The sequence below is a fragment of the Rahnella sp. ChDrAdgB13 genome (assembly GCF_017655185.1).
Taxonomy (GTDB): Bacteria; Pseudomonadota; Gammaproteobacteria; order Enterobacterales; family Enterobacteriaceae; genus Rahnella; species Rahnella contaminans.
The window spans coordinates 1-24,629 of the sequence record NZ_JAEMGT010000001.1; the positions used below are offsets into that span (position 1 = coordinate 1).

Consider the following 24,629-nt stretch of genomic DNA (forward strand, 5'->3'; position numbering starts at 1 on the left):
AGAAAACGACTGGCTCAGGTTGACTGAAAGTGAACGCTCGGTGTAATAAAAAGAAGTTAGGGCGCGTTAGGAGATAACGCGTTCACGTTCCTCCGGAACGACCGTTCACCTTCGCCAGAATACGCATCAATAACGTCTGCATTGAAATTAGCCTCATTCATAGCAGTGCTTGCTATGGAACGCAAGCCATGTGCTACCAGTTTTCCAGCGTAACCAATCCGCTTTAAAGCCGCATTGGCAGTTTGGCTGTTCATTGGCCTACGTGGGTCATTTCTGCTAGGGAAAACGTACTGACGATTCCCGCTAATTGGACGCATTATGTCCAAAAGCTCTAAAGCTTGTTCTGAGAGAGGTACTATGTGGTCACGCTTCGCCTTCATTCGTTCTGCCGGAATACACCATTGTTTATTCTCTATATCGATCTCTGACCAGGCTGTTGCCGATGCTTCAGCAGGGCGTATGAGCGTCAGTAGCTGCCATTCAAGCAGGCAGCGGGTTGGTATCGATAAGTTACTCATCGAAATAGTGCGCATTAGCTTGGGCAGTTCTTCGGGGCGAATTGTAGGCATGTGCTGCTTCTTCGGGCGCTCGAAAGCATTGCCTATGCCTGAAGCTGGATTTGCCTCAATCAGTCCAACGTTCACTGCATAAATCATAATTTCATTGATGCGCTGTACTAACCTTCTCACAGTCTCTAATGCTCCACGTGCTCTGATAGGCTCTAACACCTGGATCAAAGTGCGTGCTTTCAGCTCCTGAACAGGAACATTTTCAATACTGGGCAGGATGTCTTTCTCAATAGAACGCCAGATATCTTTAGCATGGTCAGCGCTGACGTGACTTTGTTTCAGCTCGAACCATTTACGTGCAACATTAACGAAAATACTTTCCTGAGCGATTTGGAGCTTCTCAGCTTCTTCGCCAGCTCTTGCTTGTGGATCAATCCCTCGGACTAACATCGCAAGCTTCTCTGCACGCACTTCTCTGGCATCTGCCAGTGAAAGTGCAGGGTAAGCGCCAAGGCTGATCATGGTGCGTTTTGATGTGTTAGGAACCTGATAGCGGAAACGCCAAATTTTCTTGCCGGTGGTTTTGACCAGGAGAAAGAGCCCGTCGCCGTCATGCAAGGTGAGATCTTTATCGGTGGCTTTGGCTTTTTGTACTTCGGTGTGGGTGAGGGGGCGTGTAGTCCGCGCCATGCAAGGATCTTCCCTAATTGGTATACGTTTATTGGTATATATCTTAGCGTATACCAATTCGTATACCAATAGACGCCGGTTTCAGGCGGATCTTCTCGGACTTCTACAGACACAAAAAAGCCCGCAAACCTAGAAGGGATGCGGGCTTTCAGGACTTCTCCGGACTTATCTGGTAATAACCGGATCATTATTTGGTGGAGCTGGGGGGATTTGAACCCCCGTCCGAAATTACTATACCGTCGGCACTACATGCTTAGTCCAATCTTTACATTCGCCGGTTAGCTGCGGATGGACACGCCACTAACAAACTATCCTGATTGGGTTTAACGCTTTCACCCCAGGCAAGGTGTCCACGCGATCTCTTTTGGGTTTGACCTCTCTTGATCCCCGTCCTAAGAGCGGAGGCTAGGGAGAGAGGGCTCTAAGCAGGGTATTAAGCTGCTAGGGCGTAGTTTTCGTCGTTTGCGACTATTTTTTTGCGGCTTTTTACGAGGCCAACCGCCCCTCGGCATGCTCCTTGGGCTTCGCAAATCCCGTCGAATCCAGAATCAGCCCCAAGTACTATTTAGCAGTATATCAGAAAAACTGTATGTTAAGCCAGAGACTTAGCGGTTTGAGTTCTTCATGATACGTGCTTTGTCTACTTTCCATTCACGATCTTTAATGTCATCGCGCTTGTCGTGCTCTTTCTTACCTTTTGCCAGGCCGATTTTCACTTTCGACCAGGCATTTTTCCAGTACATAGAAAGCGCGACGACGGTGTAACCATCGCGTGTCACTTTACCGAACAGCGTTTCTAACTCACGTTTGTTCAGCAGTAATTTTCTTGTGCGGGTCGGATCACAAACCACATGACTTGACGCCACGTTGAGAGGTTGAATGGTTGCGCCGAATAAAAAGGCTTCACCGTCGCGGAATGTGACATAGCTGTCAGTGATGTTTGCTTTTCCAGCGCGCATCGATTTGACTTCCCATCCCTGCAAAGCAAGCCCCGCCTCGATCTCATCTTCGATGAAGTATTCATGGCGAGCGCGTTTGTTCATCGCGATAGTCGCGGAACCGGGTTTATGTGCTTTTTTCTTTGTCATAGTGACACTTATTATACTGTAAGCGATGCCGAATGAAATCCCCACGCGGTCAGAGTCAGATGTTTTTCCTGTTTGTGGCGCGCTATGCTTCGTAGTTTTTATTACCGCGCAGATAAATGGTATTATCTGTACGTTTTATGACTCCTGGAAAATGATATGCCACAGATAAGTCGTTCTGCGCTTGTGCCGTTCAGCGTGGAACAGATGTACACCCTGGTTAATGATGTCGATGCTTACCCGCAATTTCTGCCCGGTTGTACCGGCAGTCGGATTTTAGAAAACAGTGACACGTCGATGACAGCCGCTGTCGATGTTTCTAAAGCAGGCATCAGTAAAACGTTTACCACGAAAAATACGCTGATAAGCAATAAACGTATTGATATGCAGCTGGTTGATGGCCCTTTCCGGAAGCTAACCGGCGGATGGGATTTCATCGAACTGAGCCCTGAAGCGTGCAAAGTTCAGCTCAGTCTGGATTTCGAATTTACGAATAAGCTGATTGAGCTCGCGTTCGGTAAAATCTTCAAAGAGCTGGCAGGAAGCATGGTTCAGGCGTTCACTTTACGTGCAAAAGAGGTCTACAGTGCCTGAAATCCGCGTTGAAGTGGTCTATGCGTTGCCAGAACGTCAGTACCTGAGAACCGTCAAACTGGAAGAAGGCAGCAATGTTGAACAGGCGGTTATTGCTTCTGGCTTGCTTGAACTGCGTCAGGACATTGATTTAAAGAAGAACAAGCTGGGGATTTACAGCCGGCCCGTAAAATTGGTGGACACGGTGAGCGACGGTGATCGGATTGAAATTTACCGGCCGCTGATTGCGGATCCGAAAGAGCTGCGGCGTATTCGTGCCGAACGTTCAAAAAAATAAGGCGCCTGAGGCGCCTTATTTTTTTACCCTGAAAGATGATTTTTGGTAGCTACCAACGACCATCACACCCGGGCGATTTATTGCTGATCGTTCAACTTCGGTTTGTTATCGATGTTGGTCAGCTCGCCACCCTGGTTGAAGGTCAGCGTTAATGTTTGCTGAGTTATACCTTCATGACCTGGCTCCTGACGGAACACGTAATACCAAACATCACTGCCAAACGGGTCGTGCAACATCGGCGTGCCAAGAACATAAGCAACTTGTTGCTTAGTCATGCCGGTATGAATTTTTTGTACATCAGCAGGAGACAAGTAGTTCCCCTGATTGATGTCAGGCCGATAAACCACCTTTTCCAGAGTGGAACAGCCCGCAGTAAGCATTAGAAGAGCTACAGCGGCGGCAGTTAGCGTTTTACAGCGCATAGTCATTACATTCCTTTAGGGCATAAGATGCCGATGATAATAGACCTTTCATCAGTTTGAAACCTTTGCGGGGCACCTGTATGACCGCTTAAATGTAAAAAAGTTGAGCTTTTTACGCTGCGAGCAACTCTTTTGCATTGGCTAACGTGTTTCGGGTGACTTCACTTCCGCCCAGCAAGCGTGCCAGTTCCTGCAAACGCGCCTTCTTATCAAGACGATTCATTTGGGTTTCTGTCACTTCGCCGTCGGTTTCCTTGCTGACAAAATAATGCTGATGACCACATCCTGCAACCTGAGGTAGGTGAGTTACGCACATTACTTGTGTCGATTCACCCAATTGGCGTAACAGGCGGCCGACAATTGCGGCAGTTGGTCCGCTGATACCGACGTCCACTTCATCAAAGATCAGTGCCGGAGTTTCCATTTTTTGTGCAGTAATGACCTGAATCGCCAACGCGATACGCGACAGCTCACCGCCGGATGCCACTTTAGCCAGTGCCTGAAGAGGTTGGCCCGGGTTAGTCGTAACCTGGAATTCCAGGCGATCCGCACCTTCGATGCTTAGATGTTCAGGCTCGAACTGAACCTGAATTTTAAATTTACCGTGCGGCATGGACAGTGCCTGCATACTTTGCGTGATCAGTTGCGTTAATTCATCAGCAAAATACTGGCGTTTTTCGTGAAGTTGTTCGGCAATGGTCACGGCCTTCTGATAATGACGTTGTACCGCTTCGCTAAGCTCGGCCTGATTCGTTTCCTGCTCATCCAGTGCCTTTTGTTCTTCCAGTAACTGACGATGCAATTCTGGCAGCTCTTCAGCGCTGACATGATGCTTACGTGCGAGGTTCATCTGGCGGGACAGGCGCTGTTCCAGTTCGTACAAGCGGTTTGGATCCATATCCAGACGTTCGCTGTAATGACGCAGTTCGTCGCTGGCTTCGCTAACCTGAATCGAGGCCTCATCCAGCATAATGATCAGCTCGTTCATTTTGCTGTCGAGTTCAGCCAGTTCAGTTAACTGATTACGGGCGGTGTAGAGCATGCTGACAATATTCTGTTCTTCACCATCGGCCAGCAAATACAGAGCACTCTGGCTGAGAGACAACAGCTGTCCGCTGTTCGCCAGACGCTTATATTCTTCATCAATTTGCTCGTATTCACCCGGCTGAGGGGAAAACTCATTGAGCTCTTTTAACTGGTATTGCAGGAGCTGGCGGCGTGATTCACGCTCATTCATCTGCTGCTGATATTGTGCCAGATGGCGGCAGCTTTGGTGCCAGTTCTGGTAAGCGGTGCGCATTTCTGCCAGTAACAAAGGCTGGTCTGAATATGCATCGAGCAGGTCTTTCTGATGCTCAGGTTTGAGCAGAAGCTGATGGGCGTGCTGGCCGTGAATCTGAATAAGATGCTGGCCCAGTTCGCGCAGTTGGGACAACGGCACAGGCGTTCCGTTGATAAAGCCACGTGAGCGACCATCGCTGCTGATCGTGCGGCGCAGCAGGCAATCATGCCCTTCATCCAGCTGATTATCGGCCAGCCAGTGTTTTGCGGAAGGTGTATCGGCAAGGGTGAAACGAGCGCAAATATCTGCACGGCTTGCGCCAAGGCGAACCATGCTGCCATCGGCGCGGTTGCCCAGGCAAAGGCCCAGTGCGTCAATAGCAATGGATTTACCTGCACCGGTTTCGCCGGTGATTGCCGTCATACCGGCATGAAAATCGATTTCTAATTCACGGACAATGGCAAAGTTACTGATAGTTAATTGCGCCAGCATGATCACCTTCCTGTACATAACAACAGACCTGTAATTACATACAGTATAAACTGGTTTTATATACAGTAAAGGGGCTGGCGAACTATTTTTTATCAAATCAGAAGAGTTTTTTTGACCATCCGAGTTTGGTGCTTAATGTATTGAAATAACTGTAATCCTTTGGATGGATTAAGTTGAGATGGAATTCACTTCGGCGGATCACCACTTCTTCACCCGGCTGGATGGGAAGGGCGATCTGGCTGTCACAGCTGATTTCCAGATCATTGCTCATATGTGAAAAACGCAGACAAATGGTGCTGCTGCTATTGATGACCAGCGGGCGCGCGGAAAGCGTGTGCGGGAACATTGGCACCAGCGCGATAGCTTCAAGCGTCGGTGTAAGGATAGGGCCGCCACCTGAAAGAGAATAGGCGGTAGAACCGGTCGGGGTTGAAATAATCAAACCGTCGGAGCGTTGAGAGAAGGCGAATTTGTCGTCAATATAGACTTCAAATTCAATCATGTGCGCGACTTTCCCCGGATGGAGAACGACTTCATTAATGGCCGTGCTCACGCGACATTGCTGGTCTTTGCAGCGTACCATGGCCTCCAGCAGGAAACGCTGTTCGCTGATGTATTCGCCCTGCAGAACATCATCGAGTTGCTGAAGGGCGTTATCCGGATCAAGATCGGTCAGAAAACCGAGATTTCCGCGGTTAATGCCGATGACTTTGATGTCATAGCGTGCCAGAACGCGCGCGGCGCCCAGCATATTACCGTCACCGCCAACTACAACGGCAAGATCGGCCAGTTTGCCAATCTCCGCCAGGCTGCCGGTTTGTGCGCCTTCCAGGGCTAAATCCTGTGCCACCTGCCGTTCAACGACGACCTGATAACCTTTTGAGATTAACCAATGGTAAAGCATTTCATGGGTGGCAAGTGCCGAAGGATGGCGTGGGTGCCCGACGATCCCAATGCACTCAAATTTTTTATTCATCGCTGTGGTTATCCTCAGCAGGGTGTGATGACACCTGCATTATGACCGGTTTCATTCAAAACCAAACCTTGAAACCCCGGTTTTGATCCCCATAATAAGCCAACTAGCAAGATTAATGCTAAAACGCGGAGAGATTCATGAGTAGTAAAGAACATAAGACACCTGACGAGCAAGTCTCTGAAGAACTGAATCAGGAACAAGAGCTGCATGCGGAAGCGGAAACTCAGGCGGCAGATGTCGTTGACCCGCGCGATGAACGTATTGCTGAACTGGAAGCACAACTGAAAGAACTCCAGCAGCGTGAGCGTGACAGCCTGCTGCGTGCCAAAGCGGAAGTGGAAAACATCCGTCGCCGTACTGAGCAAGATATCGAGAAAGCGCATAAATTCGCTCTGGAGAAATTCTCCGGTGAGCTGCTGCCAGTTATCGATAATCTGGAACGTGCTCTGGATCTGGCTGATAAATCCAATTCAGAGCTGGCAGGTTTGATTGAAGGTGTCGAGCTGACCCTGAAATCTCTGCTGGATGCTGTGCGCAAATTCGGTATGGAAGTGGTGAGCGATATCCACGTGCCTTTCAATCCGGAACTGCATCAGGCGATGACGATGATGGAATCAGAAGAGCTGGAACCTAATCACGTGATGATGGTGATGCAGAAGGGTTACACTCTGAACGGCCGTCTGTTACGCCCTGCAATGGTTGCGGTTTCAAAAGCCAAAGCCTGATTCTGTTTTTCACAGACTGATATGACGAAAGAGGCACCTTCGCGGGTGCCTCTTTTTTATGCCTGTTCGGGTAATACTGGTACCCAGTCAATCGGTGCCAGACCTTGTTGTTCCAGTAAAGCATTCGCCTGCGAGAAGTGCTTACATCCCAGAAAACCGCGATGTGCCGAAAGCGGAGAAGGGTGCGGCGCTTTCAAAACATGGTGGCGGTTGCGGTCAATAATGTTGCCTTTCTTTTGTGCATGAGAGCCCCAAAGCAAGAATACAATCCCTTCACGGTTTTCGTTCAGCGCGGCTATGACTTTGTCGGTGAAGGTTTCCCAGCCCAGTTTGGCATGGGAATGCGCCTGACCGCCTTCAACGGTCAACACCGTGTTCAGCAGCAGCACGCCCTGATCGGCCCAGCTTTGCAGATAGCCGTGAGACGGTCGTTCGAAGCCGGGAATATCAGTGGCCAGTTCTTTGTACATGTTCACTAAAGAAGGCGGAGCAGGGATCCCAGGGCGTACGGAAAAAGATAAACCATGAGCCTGATTGGGACCGTGGTAAGGATCCTGACCCAGGATCACCACCTTGACGTCTGCCAGCTCAGTGGAGCGGAAGGCGTTAAACACATCCTGCTGTGGCGGATATATAGTTTTGCCCGCTGCGCGTTCAGCTGCGACAAACTTCAAGGTATCAACGAAATAGGGCTGTTCTTTTTCCTGACCAATCACGTCATGCCAGGTGAGAGTAGTGGACATTGACGCTCTCCTTTTGAGGGTAATTTTAAACTGGCAGTAGCTTACCTGCTCATCCTGCTGAGTGAAACCCGCGTGAGCTTTTACCGATGTTTATCTGCAACTTAACGTTCTATGCAAAATTTGTTGATAATTTACAAAAATAATTTAACCGGCCACCTTGGAAAAATTGATATAAAACATAAATATGCTGAGGGTTGGAAATACCCACACGGAAAAGATTGATATTTATCAAAGAATGCGGGGTGCTCTGCTGTTATATCTGACAACAGGAAAACAGGTTGTGGTCCGGCCTGACATCAATCATTTAACAGTATCGTAGCCAACTTGGAGGCAACATATGATCACCGGGATCCAAATTACTAAAACTGACAACGAAGCGCTGAAAAACTCTTTCTGGCTGCTCGACGATGAAAAAGCTGAAGCGCGTTGTGTATGTGCTAAAGCGGGTTTTGCGGAAGACCAGATCGTAGCTGTCAGCGATCTTGGCAAATTCGAATACCGTGAAGTGCCAATGGAAGTTCAGCCAACCGTGCGCGTGGAAGGCGGTCAGCACCTGAATGTTAACGTACTGCGCCGTGAAACTCTGGAAGATGCAGTGAAACATCCTGAAAAATACCCACAGCTGACTATTCGTGTGTCTGGCTATGCGGTACGTTTCAACTCACTGACTGCTGAACAGCAGCGTGACGTCATTACCCGTACCTTCACTGAAAGCCTGTAATCGCTGCTGAGCCTTTCAGGTTCCTGTGATTGACGGATATAAAAAAACCGCCTTTCGGGGCGGTTTTTCTTTGCATCAAATCAGGCTTTATTTGGATGCGTCTTTCGCAGCGTCAGGTTTAACGCGGCGCTTACCAACGTTTTTGCTGTCACGATGGCGAACTTTCACTTTCACCTTTGATTTTTCCTGATCCGCTTTCTGCTTCTCTTTGCGTTTCGCCAGCACTTTCTTCGAGGGTTTACCGGTGACTTTTTCGTTAGGTGCTTTGGTCTTAGGACGGAAGCCTTCGAGCACGCGTGCTTTCAGCGGTTCGTTCAGGTAACGACCGATTTTACCGAGCAGCAGATGGTCATGCGCTTCCACAAAGGAGATCGCGGTGCCTTTGCGGCCAGCACGACCGGTACGGCCGATACGGTGCAAATAGATATCAGCGGTCAGCGGCAGGTCAAAGTTGAAGACGTGGCTGATGTCGTTAATATCCAGACCTCGGGCAGCAATATCGGTGGCAACCAGCACGTTAACGCGATCTTCGACCATACGTTTCACGGCTTCGGTACGTTTAACCTGTACCATTTCGCCTTCCAGGTAGCAGGAGTTAATCCCTGCCTCACGCAGCCAGGCAACCAGCTCATGCACACGCTCGCGCTTACGCACGAAGATCACTGATTTAGTAACGTCTTCCTGTTTCAGCAAATGGATGAGCATCTGGGTTTTATGCGCCAGATCATCAGCACGGTAATACCATTGCAGGATTTTTTTGCGCTCGCGGCGTGACGGATCGGCTTCAATTTCTACCGGTTCAGCCAGAATGCGTTCTGCGAATTCACGGATGGCTTCCCCTTCCAGCGTTGCGGAGAACAGCAACGTCTGTTTACGCCAGCGTGCTTCGGCAGAAATCGTTTCGATATCCTGAGCAAAACCCATGTCCAGCATGCGGTCGGCTTCGTCTAGGATCAGCGTTTCAATTGCACGGCAGTCAAAGTTTTCTTCTTTGATGTATTGCAGCAAACGGCCGGTCGTCGCAACGACGATATCCTGGTTTTCGCTGAACACTTCGGCGTGGTTCATATATGCGACACCGCCGGTGATCGTCGCGATATCCAGATCGGTATGTTTTGCCAGCTCACGCGCCTGTTCAGCAACCTGCATGGCAAGTTCACGGGTTGGCGTGAGGATCAGAATACGGGGAGGACCAGATTTCTTACGCGGGAAATCCAGCAAATGCTGCAAGGCTGGCAACAGGAATGCCGCGGTTTTGCCGGTGCCGGTAGGAGCCGAACCCAACACATCGCGTCCGTCCATTGCTGGCGGAATTGCCTCTGCCTGTATGACAGTCGGGCGGCTATAGCCTTTGTCGCCTAAGGCGTCAATCAGGCGTTCATCGAGTTCGAGTTCGGAAAAAGTGGTTACAGTCATGGTCTACCTCTACTTGGGGCGCCGATTATAGACGTGTTAGACGCGATCTTCACCTATTTAAGCGGTTTACGTGCCTTTTCCTCCACATCTCTTTACCCTATGCTACGACAGTTTTCGTTCAGAGGCCTGATGGCCGGCGTAATTACGGTGAAATGAGTGGCAAAAGAAGTCAGTTCGGCCCGGCCTTTGCGGCGCAACGGGTTTACCTTTAAACAGTTTTTCGTCGCGCATGACCGCTGCGCGATGAAAGTTGGTACCGATGGTGTTCTGCTGGGCGCGACGGCTCCCGTCAGCGGGGCTAAACGCATTCTGGATATCGGCTGCGGCAGCGGCCTTATTGCCATAATGCTGGCTCAGCGTAGTGACCCTCAAACCGCTATTGATGCCGTTGAACTCGAACCTGCCGCTGCTGAACAAGCTGCGGAAAATTTTGGCGAATCTATCTGGACACAACGACTGTCTGTATTCGCGCAGGATATTAATGATTATGCACGGCAGCATCCGGCTGAGTATGATCTGATTGTCAGCAATCCGCCTTATTTTGAATCGGCGGTAGCCTGCCGGGATGAAGCGCGAAATGCGGCCCGTTATACCGAAACCCTCACACACGCATCGCTGCTTGAATGCGCCGGAAAGCTGATTACGCCGCAAGGATTATTCAGTGTTGTGCTGCCTTATGACATTGGCCTGGCATTTGAAACGCTGGCGCATCCGCAGGGCTGGTTCAGCGCATGGCGGATGGCCGTGCGCGATCGTCCGGGAAAACCCCTTAACCGCCTGTTACTGACGTTATCGAAGCAGCCCGTTGAGAGAGAGGAAGTGGAACTGGATTTACGGAAATCTGAAGGTATTTACAGCGAAGCGTTCTGCGCGCTGATTGCGGATTTTTATCTGAATTACTGACGGATTTTGTATCTTTTAAAGTGCGTTCCTTCGCACTTTTTAGCGACTAAGGCTGCAAGATTGTCGGCTGAGGGTTTTCCTCTAAATCGGGATAATCTAGCGTGAAGTGCAGCCCGCGGCTTTCTTTACGTTCCAGTGCGCTGCGGACGATGAGTTCAGCCACCAGTACCAGATTTCTCAATTCCAGCAGATTATTAGAAATACGGAAGTTGGCGTAATACTCGTCAATTTCCTGTTGCAGCGTCATGATGCGACGCAGGGCACGCTCAAGGCGTTTGGTCGTGCGCACAATTCCCACGTAGTCCCACATAAACAGGCGCAGTTCATGCCAGTTATGCTGGATAACCACCTGCTCATCGGAATTGTCCACCCGGCTTTCATCCCATTGCGGAATGTTTTTCGCCAGTTTTGCGTGAGGCAGGCGCTTAATGATGTCCTCCGCCGCAGACCAGCCATACACCACACATTCCAGCAGTGAGTTAGACGCCAGGCGGTTTGCGCCATGCAGACCGGTGTAGCTGACTTCGCCAATCGCATACAAACCGTCGAGATCGGTACGCCCGTGCTGATCCACCATGACACCGCCGCAGGTGTAATGCGCAGCAGGTACAATCGGAATTGGTTGTTTGGTCAGGTCGATGCCCAGTGTTTGCAGCTTTTCATCAATCATCGGGAAATGATGCTTGATGAATTCCGGCGGACGATGGCTGATATCAAGATACATGCAGTCCGCGCCAAGACGCTTCATTTCATGGTCGATTGCCCGCGCCACTACATCACGCGGTGCCAGTTCGCCACGTGCATCGAAATCAGGCATAAATCGTGAGCCGTCAGGGCGTTTGAGCAGAGCACCTTCGCCACGCAAAGCTTCAGTCAGCAGGAAGTTACGCGCCTGCGGGTGATACAGGCAGGTCGGATGAAACTGATTAAATTCCAGATTGGCCACACGACAGCCTGCACGCCACGCCATCGCCACGCCATCACCGGAAGAGATATCCGGATTCGTGGTGTACTGATAGACCTTCGCTGCACCGCCAGTGGCCAGCACAACCGCTTTGGCCCGCAGTGTTTCCACGTGCTCTTTATCACGGTTCCAGACATAAGCACCGACGACGCGTTGTGTGCCCGGTAATCCGAGTTTGCTTGAAGTAATTAAATCAACCGCATTATAGCGTTCTTTAACGCAAATATTGGCGTGCGCCCTTGCTTTCCCAACCAGCGTAGTCTCTACTTCTTTACCTGTAGCATCAGCAGCATGCAGGATCCTACGGTGGCTGTGACCGCCCTCGCGCGTCAGATGATAACGCTCTTCTGAACTCGCGTTAGTTTCGGTATCAAACAGCACGCCCTGGTCGATCAACCACTGGACACAATGACGTGCGTTGCTGGCGATAAATTCCACCGCTTCTTTATCGCACAAACCTGCGCCGGCAACTAATGTGTCATCAACGTGTGAGGCAATGCTGTCTGTTTCGTCGAAAACGGCGGCGATCCCGCCCTGTGCGTAAAACGTTGAGCCTTCGTTGAGCGGGCCCTTACTGAGAACAGTGACGTGACAGTGGTCTGCAAGTCGCAAAGCCAGAGAAAGGCCCGCAGCGCCACTTCCGATTATCAATACATCGCTAACAAATTCAGATGAAGGTTGCATAACGTATGATGTTTGCAGAAGAAGAGGGAAATTCATGTTAGCCTAAACCTCCGTGAAAAAGCCACGGGCATGAGACTTCAATAGAAAAAACAATGGCGATGTGGAACTTTATGTTTCATGTGAACTCCAAGCAGTACTTGCTCAGGAATATAATGATGAAAGCTGGCAGTACGACTTTAAGCGCGGAGATGGTTTTGGGGAGATTTTACCTCGGATGAGCGAGCAGTTAGCCGATCAAGTTCTGGTTGAGCGGGTCCAGAAGGGTGATCAAAAATCGTTCAATTTACTGGTTGTTCGTTACCAGCATAAGGTAGCGAGCCTTGTATCCCGCTATGTGCCACAGGGCGATGTGCCTGACGTGGTTCAGGAATCTTTTATTAAAGCGTATCGCGCGCTGGAATCTTTCCGCGGCGACAGTGCTTTTTATACCTGGTTGTACCGTATTGCAGTCAACACAGCGAAAAATTATCTGGTTGCTCAGGGACGACGTCCGCCTTCAAGTGACGTCGACGCAAATGAAGCCGAAAACTTCGAAAGTGGTGGTGCCCTGAAAGAAATTTCGAACCCAGAGAACTTGATGTTGTCTGAAGAGTTACGACAGATAGTTTTCCGTACTATTGAAGCGCTTCCTGAAGATCTTCGCATGGCGATTACCTTGAGGGAGTTGGATGGGCTGAGCTATGAAGAAATAGCTGCCATCATGGATTGTCCGGTGGGTACGGTTAGATCCCGTATATTCCGTGCCCGGGAAGCAATTGATAACAAAGTTCAACCGCTCATCCAGCGTTAGAGATGACGGACACAGGAAGGGTACTTAGGCATGCAGAAAGAAAAGCTTTCCGCTCTGATGGATGGTGAAGCGATTGATTCAGAACTGTTAAGTTCTTTATCAACGGATAATAAGCTTCAGCAAAGCTGGCAGAGTTATCATTTGATCCGCGATACCTTACGCGGTGATATTGGGAATGTGGTGCATCTGGATATCGCAGACCGTGTGGCCGCAGCGCTGGCAAACGAGCCGGTTAAACTGGTGCCGGGTTCTGCTACAGAATCGCAGCCTCAGCCTCATACCTGGCAGAAAATGCCTTTCTGGCACAAAGTTCGTCCTTGGGCGAGCCAGCTGACCCAGATTGGTGTGGCCGCGTGTGTGTCTCTGGCCGTGATTGTGGGTGTGCAGCACTACAATCAGCCTGACGCAACGGGTGCTTCTCCGGAAACTCCTGCGTTCAATACGTTGCCTATGATGGGTAAAGCTTCTCCGGTGAGCTTCGGCGTGCCAAATGAAGGCAATACCACCAGCGGGCAACAAAATGTGCAGGAGCAACGTAAACGCATCAATGCTATGTTGCAGGATTACGAACTGCAGCGCCGCTTGCACTCTGAGCAGCTTCAGCTCGAACCGATCACGCCGCAGCAAGCTGCTGTTCAGGTCCCCGGAACTCAGTCTTTAGGAACGCAAACGCAGTAATGAAGCAATTTTGGTTTGCCGTTTGTTTAGCGACGGGCAGCCTGCTTTCTTCAAGTATCGCCTCGGCAGAACCGACTTCCGAGGCGTTATTACAAGAAATGGGTAAAGCCAGCCAGTCGCTGAATTATGAAATGGGTTTTATCAACATCACGAAGCAGGGGATTGACTCCTTTCGCTATCGTCATGCTGTCTCGAAGGAAGTCTTACTCGCTCAGCTGGTTCTGATGGATGGGCCGCGCCGTGAAATTGTCCAGCGTGGAAAAGACATCAGCTACTTTGAGACCGGGTTACAGCCTTTCACTCTGGATGGCGATCATATCGTTGATTCCCTTCCTTCCATCGTTTTCAGTGATTTCTCCCTGCTTTCAAAATACTACGACTTTATTGCCGTAGGTCGCGCCCGTGCTGCCGATCGCCTGAGTCAGGTTATCCGCGTTGTTTCGCGGGATGGTACGCGTTTCAGCTATGTCATCTGGGTGGACGAGCAGACGAAATTGCCTATGCGTGTTGATCTGTTAGACAGAGACGGTGAAACACTGGAGCAGTTCCGTGTCATCAGTTTTGATGATGGAAAGCAAGCCATTGGCATGCTGGCTGATTTGGAAAAAGCAAGTTTACCGCCTGTGCTTTCTTTACCTGCTTCCGAGCAGGCGAAATTTAGCTGGCAGGTGAAATGGCTTCCGGCGGGTGTCACGGAAGTGGCAAGCAGTCGCAGAAACTTGCCAAATATGCCCGTCACGATAGAATCACGTCTGTATACTGATGGATTATTCAGTTTCTCCGTCAATATCAGCTCTACGACCAGCGGGCCCTCTGAGCAGTTAATCAGGCAGGGGCGCAGAACGGTGCAGACAGAAATTCGCAACGGCAATGAAATTACCGTTGTCGGAGAATTGCCACCTTCAACAGCCAAACGTATTGCTGACAGTATCGTCTTCTCCGCAAAATGACTTTTGACTAAAAAAACGGGTGATCACATGATGAAAGAATGGGCCACAGTTATCTCGTGGCAAAATGGTATTGCAACGCTGCGTTGTGAAACGCAGGCGGGTTGCAGTAGCTGCCATTCACGCTCAGGTTGTGGTGCCCGCGTATTGAATGAGTTAGGGCCACAAACCGAGCATAATCTTCAGGTCAGCATCAATGAACGTCTGGAACCGGGTCAGAAAGTCGAACTTGGGATCCCCGAGGGAAGCCTTCTTCGTTCGGCATTTTTGGTTTATATGACGCCATTGTTTGGTGTCATTGCTGGCGGCGGGTTGCTACAGGCCCTGCTGAAAGAAGATATGTATGCAGTGATTGGTGCTGTGCTCGGCGGTGGATTGGGCTTCCTGATTGCAAAAGCGCTGGCGGCAAAAGTCGACGGCAAAGCTGGTTATCAGCCGGTGGTCTTGCAGGTCGGGTTACCACCGAATGCATTCCGCTACTCTGCTGACAGCTAAAATCTCTCCATTCGTGATGCGTATAAATGCCACTGTTTCTTTTGATTCAGTGGCATTTTTAGTTTCTGACAGGTATCCGGTTCTGAATCATATGCTCAATCAGCGCGATGAAAAGATCTGCGCTTGAGAGCGAGGTATAGTGCACGGAAAACAGGATCCTGCCGTGTTTATCCAGCAATCGAATCAGCGGGCTGTTGCTGCCACCGCTGATAAATTGAATGTCTTCAACCGGCACCGTTTTCCCTTCATCCGTGGTCAGCATCAGCGCGCTCAACCTGATTCGTTTTTCGTGCGTTGCCAGAAGGTTAGAGCTGATAAACCGTTTAAATCCGCAGCGGGAATTGAGCAGACGGGTAAAAAGAATATCGCCACCCTGAGCCAATGTATTTAATGCCCACGGACCACGAAACATCAGTTGTTCGTTTTTAATAACTTCAATTAACCGCTCGGAATGAGCAATGTTTGGCGTGATTCGATGCCAGGTTTTGCTATTTTCTTCACGAAATATCATCGTGTTTAAAATGCGACGTGTATATTTACCGGTTCTGAAACGATATATATCTATAATCCTTTCGAACGGAATAAAACGATTCTTTTTATCCGTCTGGCTTATAACTAAAATACCGTTTTCATGCAGCTGATAGATTTGATGTGGACGGATGAAGCGTCTTAGCATGATGAGGACAATCCCCAGCGCAATGCTGAGCAAAGCAGACAGCACAACGCTGTGCAGCCCGGCTGCGGTATGCCCGAAAGCCAGCAGGAATGCAATTTGCACCGCGCCGCCGATCAGTAACAGAACTGACAGGACCAGAGTGATCCACGAGTTGGCTTTGGCAAAGCCATGCTGACTGAGCAGCCGCCCTTCATTGATCATATCGCTAACCTTGTGACCGGATTGAATTAAAATAAAAAAGTTGTTTAAAGAAGACAGTAATTAAAACCTAAGTAGGTTGGGGGAGAGTTATTTCTTTTTATAACAATATATTAAGTCGCGGTGTCTGTTTTTGTATATGGGCATTTTCCTAAAATAAACAGAAGGCGTTTGTATTTTCCCGACTCGGATTAATGGACGTTGCTGGCAGGCGCAAAGAGGTGACAAATGAAAATAAATGAAAAGTTGACCTCTTCCTGATGGGAAAGCTCGCATAATCTGGAGTTAGGGTGTGCCGAGACTAGGTTTTCCCAGTGCTGGCATGTAGAATGCTGCGACTTAGGCGAAAGACAGCCAACCTACAAACCGTCGCTGTATGTTCATGGCGAATGATTCAGAAATACCAAGGCAGAAAAACTTTTATAATGAAGCATATACGAAATTTCTCCATTATTGCCCACATTGACCACGGTAAGTCGACGCTGTCAGACCGTATTATTCAAATTTGCGGTGGCTTGTCCGATCGTGAAATGGAAGCGCAGGTTCTCGATTCAATGGATCTGGAACGTGAACGCGGCATCACCATTAAAGCGCAAAGCGTTACCCTCGATTACAAAGCGAAAGACGGTCAGGTTTATCATCTGAACTTTATCGACACCCCGGGGCACGTTGACTTCTCTTATGAAGTTTCCCGTTCTCTGGCCGCCTGTGAAGGTGCGTTGTTGGTGGTCGATGCCGGTCAGGGCGTAGAAGCGCAGACCCTGGCAAACTGTTACACCGCGATGGAAATGGATCTGGAAGTGGTTCCGGTTCTTAACAAAATCGATTTGCCAGCCGCTGATCCCGATCGCGCTGCACAGGAAATCGAAGACATCGTGGGTATCGATGCGACCGATGCGGTACGTTGCTCGGCGAAAACCGGTGTTGGCGTGCCAGAAGTGCTGGAACGTCTGGTTCGTGATGTTCCGCCGCCGGAAGGTGATCCGGAAGCGCCGCTGCAGGCACTGATCATCGACTCCTGGTTTGATAACTACCTTGGCGTGGTTTCTCTGGTGCGTATCAAAAACGGCACCATGAGAAAAGGCGACAAAATTAAAGTCATGAGTACCGGACAGGTGTATAACGCCGATCGTCTGGGTATTTTCACGCCTAAACGTGTTGATAAAGACATCCTGAACTGCGGCGAAGTTGGCTGGTTGGTTTGCGCGATCAAAGACATCCTGGGCGCGCCGGTAGGCGATACCCTGACGTTAGCGCGTCAGCCTGCAGACAAAGCGTTGCCTGGTTTCAAGAAAGTGAAGCCTCAGGTTTATGCCGGCCTGTTCCCGGTCAGCTCTGACGATTATGAAAACTTCCGTGACGCGCTGGGTAAACTCAGCCTGAACGACGCCTCCCTGTTCTATGAACCAGAAAGTTCTACCGCGCTGGGCTTCGGCTTCCGCTGTGGTTTCCTGGGCTTACTGCACATGGAAATCATTCAGGAACGTCTGGAACGTGAATACGATTTGGATCTGATCACCACCGCACCGACGGTAGTGTATGAAGTCCTGACCACCGGTAACGAAACCGTTTATGTCGACAGCCCCTCTAAATTGCCTGCGCTGAACAACATTCTCGAATTACGCGAGCCTATCGCCGAATGTCACATGCTGATGCCGCAGGAATATCTGGGCAGCGTGATCACGTTATGTATTGAGAAACGTGGCGTGCAGACCAATATGGTTTATCACGGCAATCAGGTTGCGCTGACTTACGAAATTCCAATGGCGGAAGTCGTGCTCGATTTCTTTGACCGTCTGAAGTCCACTTCGCGCGGTTATGCGTCTCTTGATTACAATTTCAAACGTTTCCAGACTTCTGACATGGTGCGTGTTGATGTTCTAATCAATGGCGACCGTGTGGATGCGCTGGCGCTGATCACTCACCGTGGCAACTCACAGTTCCGTGGACGCCAGCTGGTTGAGAAGATGCAGGAATTAATCCCGCGTCAGCAGTTCGACATTGCAATCCAGGCGGCGATTGGTGCTCACATCATTGCCCGTTCGACGGTTAAGCAATTACGTAAAAACGTTCTCGCCAAGTGTTATGGCGGTGACGTAAGCCGTAAGAAAAAACTGTTGCAGAAACAGAAAGATGGTAAGAAACGCATGAAGCAAGTGGGTAACGTTGAGTTACCACAGGAAGCGTTCCTGGCCATTCTTCACGTAGGCAAAGACAGCAAATAAATCCTTAATTGAGTTGTAGGGAGTATGCATGGCTAACATGTTTGCCCTGATTCTGGCGATTGCAACGCTGGTATCAGGGATTATCTGGTGCCTTGATCGTTTCAAGCTGGCACCCGCACGTCGGGCGAAAATTGCTAAAATTAAGGCCGAAACTGGCGGTGCAGTTGACGACGTCACGCTGAGCAAGGTCGCGAAGCAGCCAGGCTGGGTGGAAACCTGTGCTTCTGTATTCCCGGTACTGTTAGTCGTGTTCGTGGTGCGTTCATTTATTTATGAACCCTTCCAGATCCCGTCCGGTTCAATGATGCCAACGCTGTTGATTGGCGATTTCATTGTGGTGGAAAAATACGCCTATGGTCTGAAAGATCCGATCACTCAGACCAAGCTTATTCCGACTGGCGAACCAAAACGTGGCGACGTGGTGGTATTTAAATACCCGCGTGATCCGAGCGTTGACTATATTAAACGTTTAGTGGGGCTGCCGGGCGATCGCGTAACCTATGATCCCTTCAGCAAGCAGGTGACCGTTCAGCCTGCCTGTGAAAATGGACAGAGTTGCAATACGGCGCTTGCGGTGACTTACGACACGGGCACAGCCAGTGATTTTGTACAGACTTTCGGCCAGTCTTCTGGAGGCGAAGCAAGCAGCGGTTTCTTTGAGACTTCGCCGACCGGCAACGTTCCGCAGGACGGCGTTCGTCTGGTGCAACGCAATGAAACGCTGGGCAATGTGACTCACCGTATTCTGACCGTGCCTGGCGCGCGTGACCAACTGGGTGCGTATTATCAGCAACCGGGTCAGCCTCTGGGAACCTGGGTTGTTCCGGCCGGCCATTATTTCATGATGGGCGACAACCGTGATAACAGTGCCGATAGCCGTTATTGGGGCTTCGTGCCAGAGCAGAATTTAGTGGGCAGAGCCTCTGCAATCTGGATGAGCTTTAAAAAGCAGGAAGGTGAATGGCCGACCGGTGTTCGTTTAAGCCGTATTGGTGGGATTCATTAATCTGCTGGCGTCAGCAGCCCGATAATTCAAGTTGCAGGAAGCTATGGCTCCTGCAACTTCTGTTTTGGCGGCTATATTAGCGCAGCATTATATTTTCACCCGTTGTAGAATATCCTTTCGGGCGATAAAAGTTGGCCCCCTGATTTTTAGTTTTTCTTTGAAAAGAACAAAAACACAAAAGAACAGAGGGAGCCACTGCAAACGAAACAGCTTTGGATTGGCTTAGGGCGAAGCAGGCCTGTTCCGTATGCTGAAGTTTTTGACGCATTCTTGATCTATTGGTAACTCATGAATCCCATTGTAATAAACAGGCTTCAGCGGAAGCTGGGCTACACTTTTCAACAGCAGGAGCTTTTATTGCAGGCACTGACTCACCGCAGCGCCAGCAGTAAGCACAATGAGCGTTTAGAGTTCCTGGGTGACTCAATTCTTAGTTATGTAATTGCTAACGCTTTGTACCATCGCTTTCCTCGCGTAGACGAGGGCGATATGAGTCGTATGCGTGCCACGCTGGTACGCGGAAATACGTTAGCTGAAATGGCACGTGAATTCGATCTCGGCGAATGCCTGCGTTTAGGGCCGGGCGAATTGAAAAGTGGTGGTTTCCGCCGTGAGTCAATTCTCGCGGATACGGTGGAGGCACTCATTGGCGGCGTGTTCCTGGACAGTGATATCCAGACCGTCGAAAAGCTGATTCTCGATTGGTACCGTAGTCGTTTAGACGAAATCAGTCCCGGTGATAAGCAGAAAGACCCAAAAACCCGTTTACAGGAGTTTTTGCAAGGTCGCCATCTGCCGTTGCCTTCTTATCTGGTTGTGCAGGTTCGCGGTGAAGCGCACGATCAGGAGTTTACCATCCACTGCCAGGTCAGTGGCTTGAACCAGCCGGTTGTAGGAACCGGTTCAAGTCGCCGAAAAGCCGAGCAGGCGGCAGCGGAACAAGCGCTGATACAGCTGGAGCTTGAATGAGCGAAGAAAAAAGTTACTGTGGTTTTGTTGCAATCGTAGGCCGTCCTAACGTCGGCAAATCTACATTGCTTAATGAATTATTGGGGCAAAAAATCTCCATTACTTCACGCAAACCACAAACCACGCGTCACCGCATCATGGGCATCCATACCGAAGGGCCATATCAGGCTATTTACGTGGATACCCCGGGGCTGCACATCGAAGAAAAACGTGCAATCAACCGCCTGATGAACCGTGCTGCAAGCAGCTCAATTGGTGATGTTGAACTGGTGATCTTCGTGGTTGAAGGCACAAACTGGACTGCTGATGACGAAATGGTCGTCAACAAACTGCGTGATTTGAAATCGCCGGTTCTGCTGGCTATCAACAAGATTGATAACGTCACCGATAAATCTAAATTACTGCCGCATTTGCAGTTCCTTAGCGAGCAAATGAACTTCGTCGATATCGTGCCTATCTCTGCTGAGAAAGGGACCAACGTAGACACCATCGCTGCTCTGGTTCGCAAACGTCTGCCGGAAGCGATTCATCACTTCCCGGAAGACTACATTACCGACCGTTCACAGCGCTTTATGGCCTCTGAAATCATCCGTGAAAAACTGATGCGTTTCCTGGGCGAAGAGCTGCCGTATTCAGTCACCGTTGAAATCGAACGTTTCGTCACTAACGAGCGTGGTGGTTACGATATCAATGGCCTGATTTTGGTAGAACGTGAAGGCCAGAAGAAAATGGTTATCGGTAACAAAGGCTCTAAAATCAAGACGATTGGCATCGAAGCCCGCCAGGACATGGAAAACATGTTCGAAGCGAAAGTCCATCTTGAGTTGTGGGTTAAGGTCAAATCCGGCTGGGCAGATGACGAACGTGCATTGCGCAGCCTGGGTTATGTAGACGACTTATAAGGTCCGCGCCTATGGAAGGCTGGCAACGCGCATTTGTTTTGCATGGGCGACCTTACAGTGAAACCAGCCTGATGCTGGATCTCTTCACTGAGGGACAAGGGCGGGTACGCATACTGGCTAAAGGTGCGCGTGGCCGCCGGTCCAATCTGAAAGGCTGCCTGCAGCCTTTTACGCCTTTACTGGTTCGCTGGAGCGGTCGCGGAGAAGTCAAAACCCTGCGCAACGCCGAGCCGGTTTCTCTGGCACTTCCCCTTTCTGGTTTGATGCTTTATAGCGGCCTGTACGTTAATGAACTGGTTTCCCGCGTACTCGAGCAGGAAGCGAACTATTCCGCCTTATTCTTCGATTATCTGAATTGCCTGCAAAATCTGGCCGGTGCCACAGGCTCGCCGGAATATGCCCTGCGCCAGTTCGAATTATCCCTATTGTACCATCTGGGCTACGGCGTGGATTTTCTGCATTGCGCTGGCAGCGGCGAAGAAGTCAGTGACACCATGACTTACCGTTACCGCGAAGAGAAAGGGTTTATCGCCAGCCTGGTTATCGACAATTCCAGTTTCACCGGCAGGGATTTAAAAGCCCTCGCCAGCCGTGAATTTGACGTCGTTACCTTGCGCGCTGCCAAACGTTTCACGCGCATGGCGCTGAAGCCGTATCTCGGCGGGAAACCGCTGAAAAGCCGTGAGCTGTTCCGCCAGTTTCAGGTTAAAAAGCCCGTCTCATCTTCTGACAATTCTGTCGGTTAATTCAGACTCTGCTCTACACCCCGACATCCGCTAAGGTGTAAACTGCGTAAAACGTTTTTGTTCCATTCTTAAATCAATCCATTCAAAAATCTGGAGCTGTTATGGCTGAGTTGCTGTTGGGCGTTAACATTGATCACATCGCGACACTGCGTAATGCGCGTGGTACGGCTTATCCTGATCCGGTCCAGGCTGCGTTTATCGCCGAGCAGGCGGGGGCGGACGGCATTACTGTTCACCTGCGAGAAGATCGCCGCCATATCACCGACCGTGATGTGCGTCTTTTGCGCCAGACTATCCAGACCCGTATGAATCTGGAAATGGCCGTGACCGATGAAATGGTCGGGATCGCCTGTGAAATTCTGCCGCATTTCTGCTGCCTGGTGCCGGAAAAACGCGAAGAAGTGACCACCGAAGGCGGGCTGGACGTGGCTGGTCAGCTCGACAAAATGACAGTCGCCGTTTCCCGTCTCAGCGAAGCGGGCATTCTGGTTTCCCTGTTTATCGACCCGGATTTGCGTCAGATTGACGCCGCAGTTGCCGTCGGTGCGCCTTATATTGAAATTCACACCGGTGCTTACGCTGAAGCCCAAACCGATCTTGAGCGTCTGGCTGAACTGGAACGCATCAAACAAGGTGCAGCGTACGCCGCGGGCAAAGGCCTGAAGGTTAATGCGGGCCACGGTCTGACTTACCATAACGTGCAGCCGATTGCGGCTCTGCCGGAAATGCATGAGCTGAATATCGGCCACGCGATTATCGGTCAGGCGGTGATTGACGGGTTGTCTGGTGCCGTGCGCGAAATGAAAAACCTGATGCGGGAAGCACGCCGTTAATGAGCATTTTAGGTTTAGGTACGGATATCGTTGAAATAACCCGTATCGAAGCTGTGATTGAACGCAGTGGTGACCGGCTGGCGCGCCGTATTCTGTGCGCGAATGAATGGGCTGTTTACCAGCAACATCAGCAGCCGGTTCGCTTTCTGGCCAAGCGTTTTGCCGTCAAAGAAGCCGCAGCAAAAGCGCTGGGAACCGGGATCCGCAACGGTCTGGCGTTTGAGCAGTTTGAAGTGGTCAATGACAGTCTCGGGAAACCGGGGCTGGTGTTCCATGCGCGCGCAGCGGAAATGGCGGCAGAAATGGGCGTGAAATCGGTGCATGTCACGCTGGCTGATGAACGCCGTTATGCCTGTGCAACCGTAATTATCGAAAATTAATTCAGTGCATCACGCCGTGAATTATACGGTGTGATGCAGTACCACGAATTTATCCCACAGCTCTTCGTTGGTTTCTTTATGTGCTGGATTGATGATGATCGTATTGTCGATCGGGCAGACACTCTGACAGGTCGGTTTATCGTAATGACCGATACATTCCGTACAGCGATCGCTGTCGATTTCATAGATCTCATTGCCCATCGAGATCGCCTGATTCGGGCACTCCGGTTCGCACATATCGCAATTTATGCATTTGTGTGTGATCAGCAGGGCCATAGTCTTTCTCGTATCGTCAATAATCAGGGCGCGCAGTATAGCAGAATTGCGCTGGCGTAGGATCCGCACCCGCGCCTTTCCACATCTCAAATGATCCTGATCAAACCAGCTTTTTTACCAGCTCTTCGCTGTGGCGGATCCGTTCCGGCGCATGCTCTGTATCCTGCTGAACCAGTGCAACAAACAGTAAATCCGTCAGGGAAGATTGCGCGGTGGTAGCCGAAAGAGCCGCGCCGCGCGTTGCCGGTAATTCGGCGACCGTATACAGGCAATGGTCAGCCTGCTGCTGCAATGAATTTGGCGAGAAGCCGGTCAGTGCCAGCACTTTTGCGCCGCTCTCTTTCGCCACCCGTGCCGCCAGATTGATTTCACTGCGCTCACCGCTGGAAGAAATCGCCAGCAATAAATCGTCTTTTGACAGTGCCTGAACGGTGGCAATCAGCACGTGCGTATCGGATTCCGCGATGGCTGTGACGCCGATTTTCAGCAATTTATACGCCAGATCTCTCGCGACCAGCCCTGACGCGCCGATGCCCGTCAGCACAATTTTTCTGGCATCTGTCAGCATTGAAAGGGCTATTTGCAGACGCGGCTCGCTGTTGATATCCAGCGTAGCACGCAGCGCAGACTGCTTTTCGGCCAGCAGCTTTTCCCCCACAACGTGCAGGCTGTCCGTACTCAGAATCTGATTATGGATGGTAACCGGCTCACTGTTATTGGGGGATGCCAGCGATTCACTCATGGCCAGTTTCAGCGCGGGGAAGCCTTTGTAGCCCAGCTTCTGAGCGAATTTCACCACGCCGGACTGGCTGACACCGGCCATTTCAGCCAGTTTTTGTGAACTTAGATGGCGCGCCTGTTCCGGCTGCGCCAGTAAAAAGTCAGCCAGTTTTCGGTCATTTTGTGCCAGTGTCGGGTAAAGCTGGCGGATGCGGATCATGCAGCTCATGGTGGTTTTTCCCAGCCTCTCTGAATACTGACATCACGTTTTACGGATTATGTAATCTAAAATAGCAAATATTCCT

General features: G+C 50.4%; 27 protein-coding genes and 1 other RNA gene. 16 read left to right on the plus strand and 12 right to left on the minus strand.

The window, feature by feature from the left end:
• Positions 1-56: 56 nt before the first annotated feature.
• The 3 genes from J8X26_RS00005 to smpB form a co-directional block, all read right to left on the minus strand.
• A complete protein-coding gene (locus J8X26_RS00005) occupies positions 57-1,199 on the minus strand; it encodes an integrase domain-containing protein (RefSeq protein WP_208949864.1) in 1,143 nt (380 codons plus the stop codon).
• 192 nt (positions 1,200-1,391) lie between these two features.
• Positions 1,392-1,755: a transfer-messenger RNA gene (gene ssrA / locus J8X26_RS00010) on the minus strand.
• Positions 1,756-1,804: 49 nt separating this feature from the next.
• Complete coding sequence (gene smpB, locus J8X26_RS00015) at positions 1,805-2,287, minus strand: SsrA-binding protein SmpB (protein ID WP_101075405.1); 483 nt, start codon at positions 2,285-2,287, stop codon at positions 1,805-1,807.
• A 156-nt stretch (positions 2,288-2,443) separates the two neighbouring features.
• On the opposite strand from smpB, the gene J8X26_RS00020 reads away from it, so the two are divergent.
• Both J8X26_RS00020 and J8X26_RS00025 read left to right on the plus strand, forming a co-directional pair.
• The gene (locus tag J8X26_RS00020) at positions 2,444-2,878 is read left to right on the plus strand and encodes a type II toxin-antitoxin system RatA family toxin (protein WP_152327803.1); all 435 of its coding nucleotides are present in this window, start codon (positions 2,444-2,446) and stop codon (positions 2,876-2,878) included.
• Entirely contained in the window at positions 2,871-3,155 is a 285-nt protein-coding gene (locus J8X26_RS00025; protein WP_165059232.1) for an RnfH family protein, read from the plus strand. The genes J8X26_RS00020 and J8X26_RS00025 overlap by 8 nt, the downstream gene beginning before the upstream one ends.
• 77 nt (positions 3,156-3,232) lie before the next feature.
• On the opposite strand, the gene bamE is transcribed toward J8X26_RS00025, so the two are convergent.
• The 3 genes from bamE to nadK form a co-directional block, all read right to left on the minus strand.
• Positions 3,233-3,577 (minus strand): outer membrane protein assembly factor BamE, encoded by a 345-nt coding sequence (gene bamE, locus J8X26_RS00030; RefSeq protein WP_152327805.1) that lies wholly within the window; start codon positions 3,575-3,577, stop codon positions 3,233-3,235.
• Between the two features lie 112 nt (positions 3,578-3,689).
• Positions 3,690-5,351, minus strand: coding sequence for a DNA repair protein RecN (gene recN / locus J8X26_RS00035; RefSeq protein WP_193333205.1), 1,662 nt, complete (start codon positions 5,349-5,351; stop codon positions 3,690-3,692).
• Between the two features lie 97 nt (positions 5,352-5,448).
• A complete protein-coding gene (gene nadK, locus J8X26_RS00040; RefSeq protein WP_104923140.1) occupies positions 5,449-6,327 on the minus strand; it encodes an NAD(+) kinase in 879 nt (292 codons plus the stop codon).
• 137 nt (positions 6,328-6,464) lie between these two features.
• Here nadK and grpE point away from each other — a divergent pair, with 137 nt between their 5' ends.
• On the plus strand, positions 6,465-7,052 hold the full coding sequence (grpE, locus tag J8X26_RS00045) for a nucleotide exchange factor GrpE (protein ID WP_152327807.1): 588 nt from the start codon (positions 6,465-6,467) through the stop codon (positions 7,050-7,052).
• Positions 7,053-7,108: 56 nt separating this feature from the next.
• Here the strand turns inward: grpE and ung are convergent, their stop codons facing one another.
• Positions 7,109-7,795: a uracil-DNA glycosylase gene (gene ung, locus J8X26_RS00050; RefSeq protein ID WP_152327808.1), complete on the minus strand. Its 687-nt coding sequence runs from the start codon at positions 7,793-7,795 to the stop codon at positions 7,109-7,111.
• Positions 7,796-8,132: 337 nt separating this feature from the next.
• Here ung and grcA point away from each other — a divergent pair, with 337 nt between their 5' ends.
• The gene (gene grcA / locus J8X26_RS00055; RefSeq protein WP_112288177.1) at positions 8,133-8,516 is read left to right on the plus strand and encodes an autonomous glycyl radical cofactor GrcA; all 384 of its coding nucleotides are present in this window, start codon (positions 8,133-8,135) and stop codon (positions 8,514-8,516) included.
• Between the two features lie 87 nt (positions 8,517-8,603).
• Here the strand turns inward: grcA and srmB are convergent, their stop codons facing one another.
• Complete coding sequence (srmB, locus tag J8X26_RS00060) at positions 8,604-9,932, minus strand: ATP-dependent RNA helicase SrmB (protein WP_208949865.1); 1,329 nt, start codon at positions 9,930-9,932, stop codon at positions 8,604-8,606.
• Positions 9,933-10,088: 156 nt separating this feature from the next.
• Between srmB and J8X26_RS00065 the strand changes: the two genes are divergently transcribed.
• On the plus strand, positions 10,089-10,835 hold the full coding sequence (locus J8X26_RS00065) for a tRNA1(Val) (adenine(37)-N6)-methyltransferase (protein WP_374101261.1): 747 nt from the start codon (positions 10,089-10,091) through the stop codon (positions 10,833-10,835).
• A gap of 46 nt (positions 10,836-10,881) precedes the next feature.
• On the opposite strand, the gene nadB is transcribed toward J8X26_RS00065, so the two are convergent.
• Positions 10,882-12,483 carry an L-aspartate oxidase gene (nadB, locus tag J8X26_RS00070; protein WP_206738866.1) on the minus strand — a complete coding sequence of 534 codons (1,602 nt, stop codon included), beginning with the start codon at positions 12,481-12,483 and terminating at the stop codon, positions 10,882-10,884.
• A 214-nt stretch (positions 12,484-12,697) separates the two neighbouring features.
• On the opposite strand from nadB, the gene rpoE reads away from it, so the two are divergent.
• From rpoE to rseC, 4 genes are read left to right on the plus strand one after another with little or no spacing between them, the layout of a single operon-like run.
• Positions 12,698-13,273, plus strand: a complete 576-nt coding sequence (gene rpoE / locus J8X26_RS00075) for an RNA polymerase sigma factor RpoE (RefSeq protein ID WP_101075416.1) — start codon at positions 12,698-12,700, stop codon at positions 13,271-13,273.
• A gap of 30 nt (positions 13,274-13,303) precedes the next feature.
• Positions 13,304-13,951 (plus strand): anti-sigma-E factor RseA, encoded by a 648-nt coding sequence (gene rseA / locus J8X26_RS00080; RefSeq protein ID WP_152327811.1) that lies wholly within the window; start codon positions 13,304-13,306, stop codon positions 13,949-13,951.
• Positions 13,951-14,901 carry a sigma-E factor regulatory protein RseB gene (gene rseB / locus J8X26_RS00085; protein ID WP_152327812.1) on the plus strand — a complete coding sequence of 317 codons (951 nt, stop codon included), beginning with the start codon at positions 13,951-13,953 and terminating at the stop codon, positions 14,899-14,901. Before rseA ends, rseB begins: the two co-directional genes overlap by 1 nt.
• A gap of 27 nt (positions 14,902-14,928) precedes the next feature.
• Positions 14,929-15,393, plus strand: coding sequence for a SoxR-reducing system protein RseC (rseC, locus tag J8X26_RS00090; RefSeq protein ID WP_152327813.1), 465 nt, complete (start codon positions 14,929-14,931; stop codon positions 15,391-15,393).
• A 58-nt stretch (positions 15,394-15,451) separates the two neighbouring features.
• On the opposite strand, the gene J8X26_RS00095 is transcribed toward rseC, so the two are convergent.
• Complete coding sequence (locus J8X26_RS00095) at positions 15,452-16,270, minus strand: hypothetical protein (RefSeq protein WP_208949866.1); 819 nt, start codon at positions 16,268-16,270, stop codon at positions 15,452-15,454.
• 422 nt (positions 16,271-16,692) lie between these two features.
• On the opposite strand from J8X26_RS00095, the gene lepA reads away from it, so the two are divergent.
• The 7 genes from lepA to acpS all read left to right on the plus strand — a co-directional run bounded on the left by lepA (position 16,693) and on the right by acpS (position 23,328).
• A complete protein-coding gene (gene lepA / locus J8X26_RS00100) occupies positions 16,693-18,492 on the plus strand; it encodes a translation elongation factor 4 (RefSeq protein ID WP_152327815.1) in 1,800 nt (599 codons plus the stop codon).
• A 28-nt stretch (positions 18,493-18,520) separates the two neighbouring features.
• Complete coding sequence (gene lepB / locus J8X26_RS00105) at positions 18,521-19,498, plus strand: signal peptidase I (protein WP_208949867.1); 978 nt, start codon at positions 18,521-18,523, stop codon at positions 19,496-19,498.
• 288 nt (positions 19,499-19,786) lie between these two features.
• Positions 19,787-20,467 (plus strand): ribonuclease III, encoded by a 681-nt coding sequence (gene rnc, locus J8X26_RS00110; RefSeq protein ID WP_013576719.1) that lies wholly within the window; start codon positions 19,787-19,789, stop codon positions 20,465-20,467.
• A complete protein-coding gene (gene era / locus J8X26_RS00115; RefSeq protein ID WP_152327817.1) occupies positions 20,464-21,369 on the plus strand; it encodes a GTPase Era in 906 nt (301 codons plus the stop codon). Before rnc ends, era begins: the two co-directional genes overlap by 4 nt.
• Before the next feature lie 11 nt (positions 21,370-21,380).
• Positions 21,381-22,115 (plus strand): DNA repair protein RecO, encoded by a 735-nt coding sequence (gene recO / locus J8X26_RS00120; protein ID WP_152327818.1) that lies wholly within the window; start codon positions 21,381-21,383, stop codon positions 22,113-22,115.
• Between the two features lie 101 nt (positions 22,116-22,216).
• The gene (pdxJ, locus tag J8X26_RS00125; RefSeq protein WP_165059255.1) at positions 22,217-22,948 is read left to right on the plus strand and encodes a pyridoxine 5'-phosphate synthase; all 732 of its coding nucleotides are present in this window, start codon (positions 22,217-22,219) and stop codon (positions 22,946-22,948) included.
• On the plus strand, positions 22,948-23,328 hold the full coding sequence (acpS, locus tag J8X26_RS00130) for a holo-ACP synthase (RefSeq protein WP_152327820.1): 381 nt from the start codon (positions 22,948-22,950) through the stop codon (positions 23,326-23,328). The genes pdxJ and acpS overlap by 1 nt, the downstream gene beginning before the upstream one ends.
• 21 nt (positions 23,329-23,349) lie before the next feature.
• Here the strand turns inward: acpS and J8X26_RS00135 are convergent, their stop codons facing one another.
• Positions 23,350-23,604 carry a YfhL family 4Fe-4S dicluster ferredoxin gene (locus tag J8X26_RS00135; RefSeq protein WP_101075791.1) on the minus strand — a complete coding sequence of 85 codons (255 nt, stop codon included), beginning with the start codon at positions 23,602-23,604 and terminating at the stop codon, positions 23,350-23,352.
• A gap of 100 nt (positions 23,605-23,704) precedes the next feature.
• Positions 23,705-24,553 (minus strand): MurR/RpiR family transcriptional regulator, encoded by an 849-nt coding sequence (locus tag J8X26_RS00140; RefSeq protein WP_208949868.1) that lies wholly within the window; start codon positions 24,551-24,553, stop codon positions 23,705-23,707.
• Positions 24,554-24,629: the final 76 nt, after the last annotated feature.

Coding starts and splice junctions, on each gene's coding strand:
- ung (WP_152327808.1), bottom strand. CDS start 7,795: ATGTCCACTACTCTCACCTGGCATGACGTGATTGGTCAGGAAAAAGAA.
- J8X26_RS00135 (WP_101075791.1), bottom strand. CDS start 23,604: ATGGCCCTGCTGATCACACACAAATGCATAAATTGCGATATGTGCGAA.
- J8X26_RS00005 (WP_208949864.1), bottom strand. CDS start 1,199: ATGGCGCGGACTACACGCCCCCTCACCCACACCGAAGTACAAAAAGCC.
- rseB (WP_152327812.1), top strand. CDS start 13,951: ATGAAGCAATTTTGGTTTGCCGTTTGTTTAGCGACGGGCAGCCTGCTT.
- bamE (WP_152327805.1), bottom strand. CDS start 3,577: ATGCGCTGTAAAACGCTAACTGCCGCCGCTGTAGCTCTTCTAATGCTT.
- J8X26_RS00020 (WP_152327803.1), top strand. CDS start 2,444: ATGCCACAGATAAGTCGTTCTGCGCTTGTGCCGTTCAGCGTGGAACAG.
- J8X26_RS00095 (WP_208949866.1), bottom strand. CDS start 16,270: ATGATCAATGAAGGGCGGCTGCTCAGTCAGCATGGCTTTGCCAAAGCC.
- era (WP_152327817.1), top strand. CDS start 20,464: ATGAGCGAAGAAAAAAGTTACTGTGGTTTTGTTGCAATCGTAGGCCGT.
- nadK (WP_104923140.1), bottom strand. CDS start 6,327: ATGAATAAAAAATTTGAGTGCATTGGGATCGTCGGGCACCCACGCCAT.
- rnc (WP_013576719.1), top strand. CDS start 19,787: ATGAATCCCATTGTAATAAACAGGCTTCAGCGGAAGCTGGGCTACACT.
- srmB (WP_208949865.1), bottom strand. CDS start 9,932: ATGACTGTAACCACTTTTTCCGAACTCGAACTCGATGAACGCCTGATT.
- rseA (WP_152327811.1), top strand. CDS start 13,304: ATGCAGAAAGAAAAGCTTTCCGCTCTGATGGATGGTGAAGCGATTGAT.
- acpS (WP_152327820.1), top strand. CDS start 22,948: ATGAGCATTTTAGGTTTAGGTACGGATATCGTTGAAATAACCCGTATC.
- smpB (WP_101075405.1), bottom strand. CDS start 2,287: ATGACAAAGAAAAAAGCACATAAACCCGGTTCCGCGACTATCGCGATG.
- J8X26_RS00140 (WP_208949868.1), bottom strand. CDS start 24,553: ATGAGCTGCATGATCCGCATCCGCCAGCTTTACCCGACACTGGCACAA.
- grpE (WP_152327807.1), top strand. CDS start 6,465: ATGAGTAGTAAAGAACATAAGACACCTGACGAGCAAGTCTCTGAAGAA.
- lepA (WP_152327815.1), top strand. CDS start 16,693: ATGAAGCATATACGAAATTTCTCCATTATTGCCCACATTGACCACGGT.
- rseC (WP_152327813.1), top strand. CDS start 14,929: ATGATGAAAGAATGGGCCACAGTTATCTCGTGGCAAAATGGTATTGCA.
- recO (WP_152327818.1), top strand. CDS start 21,381: ATGGAAGGCTGGCAACGCGCATTTGTTTTGCATGGGCGACCTTACAGT.
- nadB (WP_206738866.1), bottom strand. CDS start 12,483: ATGCAACCTTCATCTGAATTTGTTAGCGATGTATTGATAATCGGAAGT.
- rpoE (WP_101075416.1), top strand. CDS start 12,698: ATGAGCGAGCAGTTAGCCGATCAAGTTCTGGTTGAGCGGGTCCAGAAG.
- pdxJ (WP_165059255.1), top strand. CDS start 22,217: ATGGCTGAGTTGCTGTTGGGCGTTAACATTGATCACATCGCGACACTG.
- recN (WP_193333205.1), bottom strand. CDS start 5,351: ATGCTGGCGCAATTAACTATCAGTAACTTTGCCATTGTCCGTGAATTA.
- lepB (WP_208949867.1), top strand. CDS start 18,521: ATGGCTAACATGTTTGCCCTGATTCTGGCGATTGCAACGCTGGTATCA.
- grcA (WP_112288177.1), top strand. CDS start 8,133: ATGATCACCGGGATCCAAATTACTAAAACTGACAACGAAGCGCTGAAA.